The sequence below is a fragment of the Actinopolyspora lacussalsi genome, assembly GCA_030803735.1.
GTDB lineage: Bacteria > Actinomycetota > Actinomycetes > Mycobacteriales > Pseudonocardiaceae > Actinopolyspora > Actinopolyspora lacussalsi.
Genome location: JAURUC010000001.1, coordinates 2814762 through 2830201, shown reverse-complemented (window position 1 = coordinate 2830201; position 15440 = coordinate 2814762). Strand labels below are relative to the sequence as shown.

Annotated in this window: 13 protein-coding genes; 9 read left to right on the top strand and 4 right to left on the bottom strand. The window is 67.4% G+C overall.

All coding sequences use genetic code 11. The features are described from left to right. From J2S53_RS12535 to J2S53_RS12505, 7 genes are all read left to right on the top strand, one after another. A complete protein-coding gene (locus J2S53_RS12535; protein WP_456241121.1) occupies positions 1-390 on the top strand; it encodes a limonene-1,2-epoxide hydrolase family protein in 390 nt (129 codons plus the stop codon). 112 nt (positions 391-502) lie between these two features. After that, entirely contained in the window at positions 503-1696 is a 1194-nt protein-coding gene (locus J2S53_RS12530) for a hypothetical protein (RefSeq protein WP_456241120.1), read from the top strand. Between the two features lie 149 nt (positions 1697-1845). Further along, on the top strand, positions 1846-2577 hold the full coding sequence (locus J2S53_RS12525) for a transmembrane-type terpene cyclase (protein ID WP_456241119.1): 732 nt from the start codon (positions 1846-1848) through the stop codon (positions 2575-2577). 930 nt (positions 2578-3507) lie between these two features. Continuing rightward, the gene (locus J2S53_RS12520; protein ID WP_456241118.1) at positions 3508-4131 is read left to right on the top strand and encodes a response regulator transcription factor; all 624 of its coding nucleotides are present in this window, start codon (positions 3508-3510) and stop codon (positions 4129-4131) included. A 440-nt stretch (positions 4132-4571) separates the two neighbouring features. Continuing rightward, positions 4572-5780 carry a 4-hydroxybenzoate 3-monooxygenase gene (locus J2S53_RS12515; RefSeq protein ID WP_456241117.1) on the top strand — a complete coding sequence of 403 codons (1209 nt, stop codon included), beginning with the start codon at positions 4572-4574 and terminating at the stop codon, positions 5778-5780. Between the two features lie 122 nt (positions 5781-5902). Next, complete coding sequence (locus J2S53_RS12510; RefSeq protein WP_456241116.1) at positions 5903-6574, top strand: GntR family transcriptional regulator; 672 nt, start codon at positions 5903-5905, stop codon at positions 6572-6574. A gap of 379 nt (positions 6575-6953) precedes the next feature. Continuing rightward, positions 6954-7493, top strand: a complete 540-nt coding sequence (locus J2S53_RS12505; RefSeq protein ID WP_456241115.1) for a hypothetical protein — start codon at positions 6954-6956, stop codon at positions 7491-7493. A gap of 229 nt (positions 7494-7722) precedes the next feature. On the opposite strand, the gene J2S53_RS12500 is transcribed toward J2S53_RS12505, so the two are convergent. Further along, positions 7723-8529: an IclR family transcriptional regulator gene (locus J2S53_RS12500; protein ID WP_456241114.1), complete on the bottom strand. Its 807-nt coding sequence runs from the start codon at positions 8527-8529 to the stop codon at positions 7723-7725. 454 nt (positions 8530-8983) lie between these two features. On the opposite strand from J2S53_RS12500, the gene aceB reads away from it, so the two are divergent. Together aceB and J2S53_RS12490 are read left to right on the top strand one after the other, a co-directional pair. Next, the gene (gene aceB, locus J2S53_RS12495) at positions 8984-10585 is read left to right on the top strand and encodes a malate synthase A (RefSeq protein ID WP_456241113.1); all 1602 of its coding nucleotides are present in this window, start codon (positions 8984-8986) and stop codon (positions 10583-10585) included. 391 nt (positions 10586-10976) lie between these two features. Further along, positions 10977-12236 carry a DUF6986 family protein gene (locus tag J2S53_RS12490; protein WP_456241112.1) on the top strand — a complete coding sequence of 420 codons (1260 nt, stop codon included), beginning with the start codon at positions 10977-10979 and terminating at the stop codon, positions 12234-12236. A 292-nt stretch (positions 12237-12528) separates the two neighbouring features. Here J2S53_RS12490 and J2S53_RS12485 read toward each other — a convergent pair whose 3' ends face one another. From J2S53_RS12485 to J2S53_RS12475, 3 genes are all read right to left on the bottom strand, one after another. After that, complete coding sequence (locus tag J2S53_RS12485; RefSeq protein ID WP_456241111.1) at positions 12529-13026, bottom strand: DUF3995 domain-containing protein; 498 nt, start codon at positions 13024-13026, stop codon at positions 12529-12531. Between the two features lie 154 nt (positions 13027-13180). After that, positions 13181-13924, bottom strand: a complete 744-nt coding sequence (locus tag J2S53_RS12480; RefSeq protein ID WP_456241110.1) for a D-Ala-D-Ala carboxypeptidase family metallohydrolase — start codon at positions 13922-13924, stop codon at positions 13181-13183. Between the two features lie 81 nt (positions 13925-14005). Continuing rightward, on the bottom strand, positions 14006-15082 hold the full coding sequence (locus J2S53_RS12475) for a peptidoglycan recognition protein family protein (RefSeq protein ID WP_456241109.1): 1077 nt from the start codon (positions 15080-15082) through the stop codon (positions 14006-14008). Positions 15083-15440: the final 358 nt, after the last annotated feature.

Sequence of the window (15440 nt, the reverse complement as noted above, 5' to 3'; positions counted from 1 at the left end):
GTGTCCGCCGCAGCACACCGGAGTCTGGTTCGTGAGTTCCTGGGCCGAATGGGACCGTCCCCTGCTGACGTCCGTTCCGCCGTGGAGCGTTTCCTGACCGAGGACTGCGTCTGGGAGAACCCCGGTTCCCCGGTCTGTCACGGAAAACGGCGGATCCTGGAGATGATGCCCGCCGACTTCGCCCAGCTGAGGGTGCGGTTCAGGCACATCGTCACCACCGGCGAGACCGTGCTGGTCGAACGGGTCGAGGACATGCTCCGTTCCGACGGCAGTCCCATCGCGCTGAACCTGAAGGTCATGGCCGCCTTCGAGATCAGGGACGGCCGCATCAGCGCGTGGCGCGACTACTTCGACATCACCAACCTGATATCCGATCCACCGGACTGGTGATCCCCGGCAGGCGGTCCCTCCTCGTCGCGACCCCACCGCACGAACCCGCGGCGTGGCTCCGACGCGCGGGTACGGCGCGAATCGACAACAACGCACTCCAGGAGACAGCCATATGACGAGTCCGACCGAGGACACCAAGGAGCCGCGCGACGAGCTGCTGGAACGGGTCCGCTCGATCGGCCCGGTACTGGCGGACGGCGTTGCCCGCGGCGACCGCGAACGCAGGCTCCCGGACGACACCGTTCGGGCGATCGACGAGTCCCGGGTGGGCAGACTCTGGACGGCCCGCCGCTACGGCGGGCTGGAGACGGGAGTGCGCACCCTGAGCGAGGTGACCAAGGCGCTCTCGCACCACTGTCCCTCCACCTCGTGGGTCGTCAACAACATCAACGGATCCAACCTGTTCGCGAGCAGGTTCCCCGTACGGGCCCAGGACGAGGTGTTCGGCGACAACCCCGGCGCGAAGCTCGCCTCGATCTTCGTCGCCGCCGGGGAGCTGGTTCCGTCCGAAGGGGGGTATTCGCTGACCGGCAAGTGGCCCTACGCCTCGGGCATCCTGCACGACGACTGGGTGATCCTGAGCGCGAAGGAACTCGACAGCGGCGGCGAGACCGTGCGTCCGGTGTCCGTGCTCGTTCCCGTCGGCGATGTCGGTATCGCCGACACCTGGTTCACCGTCGGCATGCGGGCCACCGGAAGTCACACCGTCGTCGCCGAGGAGGTCCACGTCCCCGAGCACCGGGTGATCCCCGCCGAGGTGCAGCTGGGGCGGCAGCACAGCACCGACCTCGACCTGAACCCGCTGTTCCGGTCCCCGGCGGTGGCGGCGATGGCGGTCATCTGCGCCTCCGTCGTGCTCGGCATCGGGCAGGCCGCGCTCTCCTGCGTGATCGAGAAGGCGCCGTCGCGCAAGATCCCGCCGAGCACCTACGCCAGCCAGCCCGACTCCCCGACGTTCGTCTCCGAACTGGGGCGTACGGCGCTGAACATCGACGCCGCCGAGATGCACGTGCGCCGCTCGGCCGACGCGATCGACACGGCCGCCGAGCGGGCGGTCTCGGTCCCCGAGAACGAGCTGCGCAGGATTCGCGGCGACGCGGCGCACTCGGTGAAGCTGATAACCGGGGCACTGGACGAGTTGATGTGGGCCTACGGTGCCTCGGCGTTCGCCGAGGCGAGCCCGATGCAGCAGTACTGGCGCGATGCCAACACCGCTGCCAGGCACGCCATGCTCAACGTGCAGGTCGGCCACGAGCTCTACGGGGGCTCGTTCTTCGGGCTGGATTCGATCGTTCCCGGGCTTTAGTGAGGTGTGGTGGATCTCGGTTCTCGTGGGGTTCGCTTGGCGGAACCTCTCGCACGGCTCTCGCTCCGGCGAGGCCCGACATCGGGCAGTCAGTTCGCGATGCTGTCGGGTTCGTTGTTCGCGCTGTTCGAGAAAGGTACGGAATCGACTTGAGCTGGCTGCCGCCGTTCCTGGTCCCGATGTCGGACGTCGCTCCGGTCACGGTCGAGGCCGTCGACATCCCACGTTGGCTCTTCTGGTCGGTCGCGGGGCCGACCGTGGTGGGCTGGTTGTTGACCTACCTGCTGTCCATCCGGCAGACGATCCTGGACGGTCGGATCGCCGTTCCCGCCTACATGGTGGCGGTGAACTTCTCCTGGGAGTTCAGCCTCGGGTTCATCCTGGAGCAGACACCGAGCCAGCGGCAGATCAACACGGTCTGGGCGGTGATCAACGTGTTCCTGTTCTACCAGGCGTTCCGCTACGGTCCGAGGGACTATCCTCACCTGTCCCGGTTCACGTTCCGAGTGCTGCTCGGCGGCCTGGCGGTGTGGTCGTCGCTGGTGGTGATGGCCGGTGCGAACGAGTTCCACGACCGTGACGGGATGTACATCGGCATGATCATCAACGTGTTCCTGAGCGCCGCGTTCATCCTGATGTTGCGCCGTCGGGACTCCTCGGTGGGGCAGTCCCTCCACATCGCCGTGGCGAAGTTCCTCGGTACGTTCTCCGCCGGTTTGACCGGATTCCTGCTCTATCCCTCTCGGACGCTTTTCCTGGGGCTGATACCGACGATGGTGGTGCTCGACGTCGTCTACATCGTCCTGCTGTACCGCAGGATGCGTCTGGAGGGCAGAAACCCGTGGAGTCTCCGTGGGTACCGAAGCCCGGTGCCCGCGTGACCCGCTGACGCTTCCCGCCGGGAAACTCGCGAAGCCGCGACAGGGCATGCGCGACGTCGTCCCCGGTCAACTGTCCGTTCATTTCGAGGCCCCACACGTTCGTTACTCACCGGACTCGTGCGCGGCGATCCGCACGGCTGTCACGCTTCGTGATCGAACCGGTTCGAGGTGCCACTCCGGAAAGCACAGTTCAGCGGCCTTCCGGGGAAATTCTTAGAATGGTATTCATATTTTGATCGCGTTCCGTTGTTTTTCGTGGCCGCGGGCGTGCGTGTCCGGAATTTTCCTTGCTCGTCGATTCGGCTTTACCGGTGCGGCGCCGCGAGAGGTTGTCACTTGTGTGCCAACAAGTCGCGAGTGCGTCTTATGCCTGTATTCTGATACGTTTATTCGTTTCTCGCCGGTATTTATCACAGATCGTCCGGTGGTAGGATTTCTTAACATCGCGTTCCGGGGTTGCGGGGCGTTGCCGGGCATTGTCCGCACGGTCTCCCGGTTGATGATCGTCGAGTGTGGACCTACTACTGCTCACCCCGTGACCTGCGCTTCGGCGAGGATAAGGGTGTCGGAACTTCCTGCCTGCGTGTTGGGTTACTCGCGTTTACCTTGACCGGTAACGAACCGGTGTATACCTTTATGGCGGTGTCGCAGAACTCGTTGACCGTATCGGTCGAAACACGATTGATTCGGGCACGACCGGCGAACCCGCTGCTCACTCGGAGGATCCCGGAACAGGAGTAGAGATTGTGTTTCCGTCGGTAAAGATTTGTTGTTGTTTGGTTCACAATTCGCTTGCCTCCTTCCGGTTCTGGCGGAGGTTCCGCTTTGAGTCGCTGTCCGCGCCGTACTGACGGCCTGTGCTGAGCACTGCCGAATTTGCCGTCCACACACTTCATCCCAGACGATTGCTCGCGGTGCTAGGAGGCTCCGGTGAACTCGATTCGAGTGTTCGTGCGGACCGTGGACCCGTTGACCAGCATGGTTGTCAGTCATTACCTGGACAGCCGGCCGAACATCGAGGTGGTGCCCGCCGAGGAGCACACTCCGGTGGACGTAGTCGTGGTGGTGGCCGAGCGGCTGACCGTCGACGTGGCCTCGACGTTGCGCAAGATCAAGGCGACCCTCAACGCGCCCGTCATCATGATCCTCTGCGAGATCACGCGCGACGACCTGGTGCCGGCCGTCGAGTGCAACGTGGCCGCGGTGCTGCCGCGCGAGGCGGCTTCCCGGGAGCGGATCGAGGAGGCCGTTCGCACCGCCGCGGCGGGGGGAGGACTGCTGCCCTCGACGATGCTCGGTGAGCTGTTGCGACACTTCGAACAGCTGCAGCGCGAGGTTCTCGCGCCGAACGGGCTGCACGCGTCCGGGCTCACTCCCAGGGAAATCGATGTGCTGCGGTTGATGTCGCACGGGTTCGACACTTCCGAGATCGCCGAGGAGCTGAACTTCTCCGAACGAGCGGTCAAGCGAGTGGTTTCCGAACTCACCGGTCGTCTTCAGCTGCGGAACAGACCGCACGCGGTGGCCTACGCGTTACGGATGGGGGTGATCTGACGTCGGTGCGAACGACGAACCGGCCGTTCACCTCCGGAAGTGGGAAGCACGCACGTCCGTGCCGGTTCGTAAGTGGTGTTCAGGAACGATCCTGCCCAGTGCCGGATACCCCGTATCGAACGACGCCGTGCCGAACGTTCCCGAGCCGTCGCTCGTGCCGTTCCGGGAGGGGCTGGTGCACTGCGCCTTCCCCAGGGTCTAATTCAAAGTATGAGGTCACGTGTTTTGTCAACGTCGTAGTGCAGGGCAGATCCTGCTCGTTTCAGCCGTTGACGTCAATATTTAATTAAACTTACCCTTGCCAGGGTTGTCCGGCACCGATCGACGGGGTTCCGCGGGGTGATCAGTCGGGGGATCACCACACGTACCGGCCGTGGAGCGCGAGTCGTGTACGGCGGAACCCCTCGATGCCGGGTCGACCCGCTCGCGGGAGGTGGCACGTGTCCGAAATCGACACCACGGTAGTGATCGTCGGAGCCGGACCGGCGGGGTTGACCGCGGCGAACCTGCTGCTGGCGCGGGGAATCGACACCGTCGTCCTCGACCGCTGCGACCGTGAGCAGTTGGTGGGCCGCTCGCGCGCGGGCCTGCTGGAACGTCGCACGGTCGAACTGCTCGCCGAGAACGGACTGGCGGGCGGACTGCACGCGGCGGGCGCGGTACACCGTGGCTGTGAGTTCCGCGCCGAGGGCACCGCCTTTTTCACCGACTACTCCGCGCACTACGACGGGATTCCGCAATGGGTCTATCCCCAGCAGGAAATAGTCGCTGATCTGCTCGACGCCTACGAGCGGGCCGGTGGGGACGTGCGGTACGCGACGGCGGTGGACTCGGTGTGCGGGTACTCCGAACACACCACGGTTCGCTGTGTCGACGGCACCGTGATCCGCGCGCGTTACCTGGCGGGGGCGGACGGTCAGCACGGCGCCTGCGGGGACGGCGTTCCCGATGACGCGGTGACCGAGTACACCATGCGGCACGAGTTCCGCTGGCTGACCCTCCTCGCCCACGCGCCGCCGTCCGCCGAGCACACGATCTACGCGCAACACCGGAACGGTTTCGCCGGGCACCTGCTGCGTTCGGACAGCGTGACCCGGTTTCACCTGCAGATTCCCCTCGGCGAGTCCATCGAGGACTGGCCGGACCGACGGATCTGGTCGGAGCTGCGCACCCGGCTGGCCAAGCCCGGTTGGACGCTGCACGAGGGCGAGATCCTCAGCAAGAACATCCTGGAAATGCACAGCCGGGTCACCGAACCGATGCGCCACGGCCGTGTCTTCCTGCTCGGCGACGCCGCACACATCATCACACCGTCCGGCGGCAAGGGAATGAACCTCGCCATCGCCGACGCGGCCGAGTTCACGCGGACCGTAACCGAGCACCTGGAGACCGGGGAAGAGAACGCGCTGGACCACTATTCCCAGCGGCGGGTACCCGATGTCTGGAAGGCGCAGGAGTTCAGCCACGCACTGCTGCACACGACGCACACCTACTATCCTTCCGACTCGCCGGATGCCGCCTTCCGCCAGCGGCTCCAGCGGTCGCGGTTGTGGCAGCTACGGAACTCACCCGCCTACGCGCGGAACTTCGCGGAAAGCTACATCGGGCCGCCGCTCGCCGGTCTTCCCGGCGCTGCCGTCGAGGTTTGAACACTTCCGGGAGTGTCGCCCCGCGGACTCGTTTCCCGGGAGACCGGCCGCTCGGTGAGTTCCCGGCGAACGTTTCCGCGGTGGCAGACTGTCCCGGTGCGCCGCCGCAGGAGGAACCGCAGGTGACCCGAACCGACGAGCCCGCCGACACCAGAACCGACGTCGTCGCCGACCAGATCCGCCAGGGCATCGTGCTCGGCAGTTATCCCCCGGGGACGAGGTTGCGCCTGGCGGGACTGGCCGAGGAGCTCGATGTCAGCCGGGTCCCGCTGCGCGAGGCGTTCCGTGAACTGGTGGCCGAGGGGCTGGTCGAAGTTTATCCGCACCGGGGAGCGGTGGTCGGTCCGTTGCGCGAGCAGGAGGTCGAGGACTGCTTCCGGCTGCTGGAGACCTTCGAGGTCATGGCGGCCGAACGTGCCGTGAGCTCCGACCCCCTCGGAGTCGCCGCCGGCATGCGTGTCGAGCTGGACCGGATGGACGACCTCGATCCCGAGGTGGATCGGGCCGAGATGCTGCGTGCGCACCGCGCCTTTCACTTCGTCGCCTTCGACGCGTTGGGGGAGGGAACGATGCGGCGTCACGTGAGAATGCTCTGGCACACCTGCGAGCGCTACATCAACCTCGCCAACACCGGAGCGCGCAACGAGGAGGCCAGGCAGGAGCACCACCAGCTGGTCGCGGCTTTCGCCGCGGGCGACACCGCCTTGGCGGCGGCCGTCGCCCGTGTCCACGTGCGGCACGCCGGGGAAGCCGCGCTGCGCCGCCTGTCCGCCGAAACCGGGACCGACCGGTAGGTCCGGGTCCCTGTTCGGAACACCGGCTGCGCCCCTGCTCGGAATCGCGGTTCACGACGTTTGCCGGGATCGACGGGATTCCGCCGTGTTCCTCGCGGATCGGGATCTACCGAGATTGAACGGGAATGTTCCGAGATGTCCGAAAATTTCCTCGTGGTCGATAGGATGGTTTTCGCCCTTTTCCGGTTGCTCTTTTCGGGGGTGGTTTCGTGACCAGGGCTGTTCGTTTCCGGTGGTCCGTGGAATAACGCCGACAGCTCGGGTTGTTTTTGTGTGATTTGTTTCACTTTTGGTGAACCGTTTTCGGGAATGAGCGTCCTACGGTGTGAAAGTCGATCGGATCGATCGTTTTCCAGTAATCCGCGAGGAGAATTCCGTCATGAAGCGTTCGACGATTGCCACCAGCATCGCCGCCACTTTTCTAGCCACCGGAACCGTGGTGGGCACGGCCCTCGGCGCCACCTCCGGCACCCAGCAGGAGCAGTCAGCCGCGGCGGACACGGCCGCTTCGCGGGTTTCCTCCTGCACCGCCAACGACCTCTCGATCAACATCACCAAGGATCCGCACGGGGGTGCCGGGCAGCGGGCTTTCGCGGTGCACTACACCGCCGCCGACGCCGACACCCACTGCCTGATGCAGGGATTCCCCACTCATCCGAGGTTCTTCCAGCCCAACGGTGAGACCGCGCCGGGCATCTCGGCCCACGCGGAGCACACCGTGGCGGAGCCGGTCACCATCGACGCCGATCACTCGGGAGTGTCCTACTTCATCCAGCCGACCGTCGGACAGCGCAACGAGCTCGGTTCGGTCTCGTTCCAGGCGCCCACCGGTGTGCAGCGCAAGCAGATCGAGGTCGCCTGGCCCGACGAGCCGGTCATCGGTGCCGAGCTGAAGGTCACCCCGGTCAGCCAGGTCTGACCTCGCCCGCGGTCACCCGAGGACCGCGCGGATCGCGTCACCGCCGCAGCGCCCCGAGGCCCCGTTTCCGGGGTTCGGGGCGCTCTGTTCGTTCCGCCCGGAACCGAGCCGGTGTGCGTTCTGTGCGCCGCGGCGCGGCGATTTCGCGAGAAATCTACGCCGCGCCGCGGCCGTCCTCGGGCCGGTGCCCGCCCCAACCGGGATCGCCCCAACCGGGATCGCCCCAGCCTCAGCCGGGCTCACCGGCCGCGCTGAGTTCGTTGCCGAGGTCGGTGGCCAGCCGCCGCATCAGCGGCACCACGTCGTCGACGGCGATCCGCTTCATCCTCGCCTCGGGGCCGCTGATCGAGATCGCCGAAGCCGCGGGCGCGTCCGGGACGGCCACCGCGTAGCAGCGCACCCCGACCTCCTGCTCCCCGTCGTCGAGCGCGTAGCCGAGCTCACGGATCCGGGTGAGTTCCTCGCGCATACCGTCGACGCTGGTGATGGTCCGCTCGGTCTGCGGGTGCATTCCGGTGCGGTTGAGAACCTGGATGACGTTCTCCTCGGGCATGTGGGCCATCACGGCCTTGCCCACGGCCGTGGCGTGCGCGTCCACGCGTCTGCCGACCTCGGTGAACATCCGCATCGAGTGCTGTGAGGGAACCTGCGAGACGTAGACGATCTGCGCTCCGTCGAGCACCGCCATGTTGGAGGTCTCCCCGGTGGCCTCGGTCAACTCGGCCAGGTAGGGCCGGGCCCAGGAACCCAGGGTGCGGCTGGCGGTCTCACCGAGCCGGATCAGGCTCGGCCCCAACGCGTACCGGCGGGACGGCTGTTGCCGGGCATAGCCCGTGCGGACGAGCGTGCGCATGATGCGGTGAATGGTCGGCAGCGGCAGCGCCGAAGCCTCCGCCAGGTCGCTGAGGGCGACCTCGCCTCCCGCGTCGGCCATCAGCTCCAGCAGCTCGAAGGTGCGTTCGACCGACTGAACGCCGCCCTGCGTGGGTTTGGCGCGATCGGATCCGCTCCCGCTCGCGTCCTGTCCAGCCGCCATCCAGTGTTCCTCTTCCCGTGTGTTGCTCGACCCCGTCGGCGGTCGGTTTCCGCCTCCACCGTACGGCGATGGGCCAGTGTATCCACCCGATCAGCCCGAGAGCTCCCGATGTAGGCGATCTCGCCACTCCGGTTCGGCTCCAGTCAACGGAGCCCCGGTGCCCTTGTCCGGAGCGGGGCACCCTCGGGTCGGTCGGTGTAGGTGGTCCACTTCATCTTGCCTGTAACGGCATGCGGAAACTAACCTCCACGATGCAAAAAACATAACGGGCGTACCGCGAGCCGGTGACGGGCTCGGTCGAGTCTTTCGACCTTCGAACCCGTCCTTGCCGTTCCGACCGCCCGGCCGGACGAGCACGGCGGGTGGGTTCCGAAGGGGTGCGAGGGCGCCACCGGCGCGGCAAGCTGTGTCACCAGCCACCGTCTGTAACCCGGCATCAGAAAGAGGTGGACTCATGTCCCAATCGACCCCGGCACAGGGCGTTGAGGTCCTCGGTGCTCCCGTGGAGCGCGGCGACGAGATCCTCACCCCCGAGGCACTGGACTTCGTCGCCCGGCTGCAACGCACCTTCGGTGCGCGACGGGACGAGCTGCTCGCCCGCAGGCAGCAGCGCCGCGACGAGGCCGCCAGGACCGGCAAGCTGGACTTCCTGGCGGAGACCCGAGACATCCGCGAGTCCGACTGGCGGGTGGCCGAGGCCCCGCCCGCGCTGCGCGACCGCCGCGTCGAGATCACCGGCCCGACCGACCGCAAGATGGCGATCAACGCGCTCAACTCCGGCGCCAAGGTCTGGCTGGCCGATCTGGAGGACGCCAACACGCCGCACTGGAGCAACGTCGTCTCCGGCCAGGTCAACCTCTACGACGCCATCCGCAAGCAGGTCGAGCTGCACTCCAACGGCAAGCAGTACAAGCTGCGCGACGACGTCGAGCACGCCGTCCCGCTGGTCCGCCCCCGCGGCTGGCACTTCGACGAGCGGCACATCCTCGTCGACGGTCAGCCGGTCGTGGGCGCGCTGGTGGACTTCGGGCTGTACTTCTTCCACAACGCGCAGGAGGGGCTGCGCCGCGGCACCGGGCCGTACTTCTACCTCCCCAAGATGGAGAGCCACCTCGAGGCCAGGCTGTGGAACGACGTCTTCGTGCAGGCCCAGCAGGAGCTCGGCGTGCCGCAGGGCTCGGTGCGCGCCACCGTGCTCATCGAGACCATCCCCGCGGCCTTCGAGATGGAGGAGATCCTCTACGAACTGCGCGAGCACAGCGCCGGTCTCAACGCCGGGCGCTGGGACTACCTGTTCAGCGTGATCAAGACGTTCCGCTCGGCCGGATCGGACTTCGTGCTGCCCGACCGCAACAGCGTGACCATGACCGCCCCCTTCATGCGCGCCTACACCGAACTGCTGGTGCGCACCTGCCACAAGCGCGGTGCCTTCGCGATCGGCGGCATGGCCGCGTTCATCCCGAACCGGCGCGACCCGGAGGTCACCGAGCGGGCGCTGGCCAAGATCCACGACGACAAGCGCCGCGAGGCCAACGACGGCTTCGACGGTTCCTGGGTGGCCCACCCGGACACCGTGTCGGTGTGCAAGGAGGAGTTCGACGCGGTGCTGGGCGACAAGCCCAACCAGCTGGACCGCAAGCGCGAGGACGTCTCCGTCGCCGCGTCCGACCTGCTCAACACCGCGGAGACCGCCGGTGACAAGACCCTCGGGGGGCTGCGCTCGGCCGTGGACGTCGGGGTGCGCTACATCGTGTCCTGGCTCGGCGGCAACGGTGCGGCCGGTATCCACAACATGATGGAGGACGCCGCCACAGCCGAGATCTCGCGGTCGCAGATCTGGCAGTGGCTGCACAACGGCATCGTGCTCAACGACGGGCAGCAGGTCACCAAGGACCTGGTCCGCCAGGTGCTCGCAGACACCGAGAAGGAACTCCGCGCCGAGGAGGGCTTCCCGGTCGAAAACCTGGACCGGGCCGTCGAGCTGTTCGAGCGGGTCGCGGTGGCCGACGAGTTCGTCGACTTCCTGACACTGCCCGCCTACGAGCAGATCGACTGATCGAGCGAGACGGTGGCCGCCCGGAAGCGTTCGGGCGGCCACCGCGGGTGCCTGTTCGAGGCCGGGCCGCCGCGAACGGGAGTCGGAGGGAGTGCCGACCGATCACCTGCGAACAGCCCGAACAGAGAACACAGTGCCCGCATGGATTGGGGTGAGTGCTCGTTCAGCTGGGCCGATTATCGGGTAAGCGGCGCCAGCCGCTTGTCACCTCCCGAGTAGTCGGCACCGCCGCGGGTTCTCTCGTGGTGCTCTCGCGAGGACGGTCCCGACGTTGTGTAGAACCGCTACCCGATGTCGGGGCACCCGCAGCGAGAGCCCGCGAGAGGTTCCGCCAAGCAACCGCCCACGCGAACCGAGTCGCGGACGCTCCAAAAAATTCGGAGGAGGACAAGTGCCCAGAACCTCGTTGAACCGGGCCGATGTGGACGTTCGGCTGGCACCGCTGGCCGATGTCGACGCGCGGATCGCCGCCAGGTTCCGCAGGACCGCGACCGCGCGTCAGCCGGTGCACACCTGCTACGTCCCGGCGGGCAGGGTGGACGCCGGGACCGTTCGGAACTGGGGAGACGAGGCCCTGGCGGCGCTCGACGAGCACGCCCCGAGCGCGGCGGATCTCGCCGGGATCGTCGATGTTTCCGAACGCCGCGCCACCGAGATCCTGCCGCGAGTGCGGGCCAAGCTCCAGCGGTCACCCGTGGAGGACCTGCGCATCGACTTCGAGGACGGTTACGGCGCGCCCGGCGACGAGGTGGAGGACGCCGACGCCGAGCGTACCGCGGGTGTGGTGGCCGAGTGGCTGCGACAGGGGACGGCCCCCGGCAACTTCGGGCTGCGCGTGAAGTCCTTCGACGATCCCGAGCTGCGTGCCCGTTCGGTGCGCACGCTGGACGTCTTCCTCACCGAGCTGCTCGCCAGGCACGGTGAGCTGCCCGAAGGGTTCCTGCTGACCTTCCCGAAGGTCGTCGACGTGCGGCAGGTCGAGGCGTTCGTCGAGGTGCTGGAGCTGGTGGAACGCACCCTGGGGCTCGCCTCCGGTTCGCTGCGGTTCGAGATCCAGGTGGAAACCACCCAGTCCATCGTGGACGCCGAGGGCAGGTTGGCGCTGCCGAGGTTCATCGGAGCCGGGCGCGACCGGATCAGCGGGCTGCACTTCGGCACCTACGACTACACGGCCGGCTGCGGACTCACCGCCGCGCACCAGCACCTGGCGCACCGGGCCTGCGACTTCGCCAGGCACGTCATGCAGGTGTCGGCGGCGGGGACCGGGATCTTCCTGTCCGACGGCTCGACCAACGTCCTGCCGGTGGGCGAGGCCGAGCAGGTGCGGCGCGGTTGGCGGACCCACTACGGGCTGGTGCGGCGTTCGCTGGAGCACGGTTTCTACCAGGGGTGGGACCTGCACCCCGCACAGCTGGTCACGCGCTACGCGGCGGTGTTCGCCGAGTTCCGCGAGTCCGCCGAGCCCGAGGCGGCACGACTGGCCGCCTACGTCTCCGCCACCGGCGGAGCGGTACTGGACGAGCCCGCCACAGCCAGGGCGCTTGCGGCGTCGTTCGTGCGGGCGCTGGACAACGGCGCCACCGACGCCGAGGAGGTCGCCCGGATGACCGGGATCTCCGAGTCCGAGCTCCGCGAGCTCGGGCGGGTGTAGTTTTCTCCGGAACCGTCGCATCAGGGCGGGAGCGGCGATTCCGCGAGAAATCGACGGCCCTTCCGGAGTTTTCGTGGTTCTCCGGAAGGGCCGTCGTCGATCCGAGGTTTCGTCGTACGGGCATCAGGATGTTTCGGGAGCGGCGCGGGCGGTATCCAGTTGCCCGGTTTCCACGGTGCTCCGGGCCGGCGTCGATTTCTCGCGAAATCGCCGGGCGGGTGATGCGACGTCGAAGCGGCGAGGCACCGCTCCGGGCGCGGATCGCTCGGGGCGGCCCTCGGGACATCCGTCCTCAGAACATTCGTCCCCCGGTATCCGAAGTCCGGGGATCGCGGGGATCGCCGGAGCGCAGCGCCGTGGCCAGCAGCAGCACTCCGCCCAGCAGCCAGTAGGGATCCCAGAGCAGCACGTAGTACCAGTACCAGTGGCTGACGCCGCCCTCGACCGGTACGACTCCGGCCAGCACCAGGCTGTTGCCCACCACTCCGAACAGGCCGTAGACCGCGCAGACCACCCCGGAGGTCCAGAGCACCAGCGCGAGCAGGCCGCGCACCGCCCGGCGTCGCCACTGCCGCGTGGCCAGCCAGGCGGCGAGGCCGATACCGGCCTTGAGCAGGGCCGCCCCGAGGTTCAGCAGCGTGAACAGCGGCGTCGGATCGTCGGTTTCCAGCGGATGCGCGCCGGTGCGGCCGCCGAACGCCCAGAACACGCTCAGAGCGGCGAACAGCAGCGCCCACACGACGCTCGCGTAGTGCGGCAGGTACCGGCCGTGCCGTTCGGTGCGCGTCACGTCCCGGACACTATCGGTGCTCGGCCGAAGCGACGACCGTGCCGTACCGGTCGCCCGGTACGGCACTGCCTACCCGATGTCGGGCACCCGGAGCGAGAGCCCGCGAGAGGTTCCGCCACGCGATCACCTGATCAACCTGAACGGGAACCCTCAGTCAGAAGCAGTTCGGAGCGTTCCAGTACCTGCCCGAGCGGGTGTCGAGGTGGGTGTGGTCGTTGTGCCCGGCCGCTCCCGGGCCGATGATGCCGTTGAAGCCGGAGCTCCTGGCCGCGCGGGCGAGGTCGCACAGCGAGTGAGCACCGGTCAGGTCCGCCGCCTGGCCGTAGGTGTGCTTGCTGTTCGGGGCTCCGCCCACGGCGTCGTTGTGCGAGACGCTGCGGAACCCGGAGCTGACGTAGAGCGGGCTGTCGCCCAGCTTGTGCCGCATCGCCTCCAGCTTCCACATGTTGCGCAGCACGTTGGTGCGCACGTTCGAGGTGCTGGTGTTCCCTCCGGAGAAGCCGCTGCCGTCACCGGAGGTGAACTCGGAGTACGCGAAGTGCGCCGGGGTGCAGTCGGCGTCCTGCAGGTCGTAGATCTGTCCGTAGGTCTCCGGCCCGGCGATCCCGTCCACGGTCAGCCCGTAGCCGCTCTGGAACCGCTCCACCGCGTTGGCGGTCTCCGGGCCGTAGACACCGTCGATGTTGACCGGGTCGCCGTAGGCCGCCCAGCCCGCCACGCGAACCTGCAGCTTGCGGACATCGCTCCCGCTGTCACCCTGGGACAGCGTTTCTCCCCAGGTGTAGCAGGAGTCCGCGGCGGCGGGCGCCGGATCGAGCACGCTCGCCCCGCCCAGCAGGCCGAGACTCAGCGTGAACGCGCCGAGCAGACCCAGCATCGAACGGCCTGTTCGTTTCATTTCCTACCTCCCTTGTAGGGGTTCGGACGGCGCGCTCGGGTTGTGCGCACCGCCGTGGGGAAAACCGGTGTGCTCGAAGGATCAGCCGACCAGCTCGTCCCAGGTGCGGGCGTCGACCACGCCGTCGACACGCAGTCCCCGCGCTTGCTGGAAGTTCCGCACCGCCGACTCGGTGACCGGGCCGAAGATGCCGTCCACCGTCGTGCCGAGCCGCTGCTGCACCGCCCGCACCGCCGGTCCGCTGTCGCCGTTCGCGCGGTCGCGGACCGCCTGGTTCCAGGTCTGGTTGCCCGCCAGACCGTCCACTATGGCGCCGGTGGAGCGCTGGAAGTCGCCCACCGCACTCTCGGTGGCGGGGCCGTAGATCCCGTCGGTGGTCAACGCCGCGCCGTGCTCGTTGAGCAGGTGCTGCAGCATCCGCACCCGCTCGCCCTCGTCCCCGGGGCGCAGCAGCGGCCAGCTCACCCCGGTGGGGTCACCGCCGACCGAGGCGGCCACGTCCGCGCGCAGCTGCCCCAGCAGGGCGTAGAGCCGGTCGCCGGGGCAGTCGGTGGCGTTGAAGTCGCGGTGCCCGTAGATCTCGTAGGGCTCGATGCCGTAGGACGAGCACAGCGCCACGCAGAGTTCCACCAGCTTGTCGTACTGGGTGCTCGGGAACGCCACGCTGTTGTAGGTGCCCTCGTTCTCGATCCCCACGGCCAACCTGTTCTGGCCACGGGTGTGCGCGCTGACCACGTGGCTGCCACCACCGTCGAAGGCGGTGAGGCTGTGGTGCCTGCCCTCGGTGACGTGGCCGCCCCGGCTGAGGGTGAAGTGCTGGCCGGTGTCGATCCAGCCGTTGTGGTCCATGTGGTAGTCCTGGATGGACCGTGCCAGCTCGAAGGCGTGCGCACGGGAGTAATCCGTGCTGTTGGGGGTGGCGGTGTGGTGCACGATGATCTTGCGGGCCGGGCGTGCCAGTACCACCGGCTCGCTCCGGGGTGGGCGCGCTCCCCATGCGTCGGTACCCGCGATGGTCAGCGCGCGTGTGCTCGGGGGTGAGGTCGCGGCCGCCGCGGTGCCGCCCAACAACAGGCCGGTGGTTCCCAGCAGCGTGCCACCGAGCAGCGCTCGCCGGGTGGTCTCGTTCGGTTTCGCGTCCCGCCGTCTGTAGGGCATCTGCTCGCTCCCGCCGTGGGAATCGGTGGACGATGATTTTCGGTTCGCGAACGGGCGGAGCGAATTTTTCCCACCGACGGGGGAGGTGACAAGAAGCTGTTCGGAGTTTCGGCCGGATTGCCGCCGTCCGGTCGAGTTTCCTGCTCCGGACGGGTGAAAATGATTCGCCGAAACGGCCGTATTCCGCGTGTCTTCCTTTTTTGGCAGCATTCACGCGACATTCACATTTTTCCCCGCTCGTTCACTCGGTTCGGCGTCGGGAAAACCTGATCAGCGCGCGGGTAGAAAACAGAAACGAGAAGAGCGGTTATTCCATGGACTGCTCTGGGCGTCACGATGAGTTCCGCGGCTGAGACAC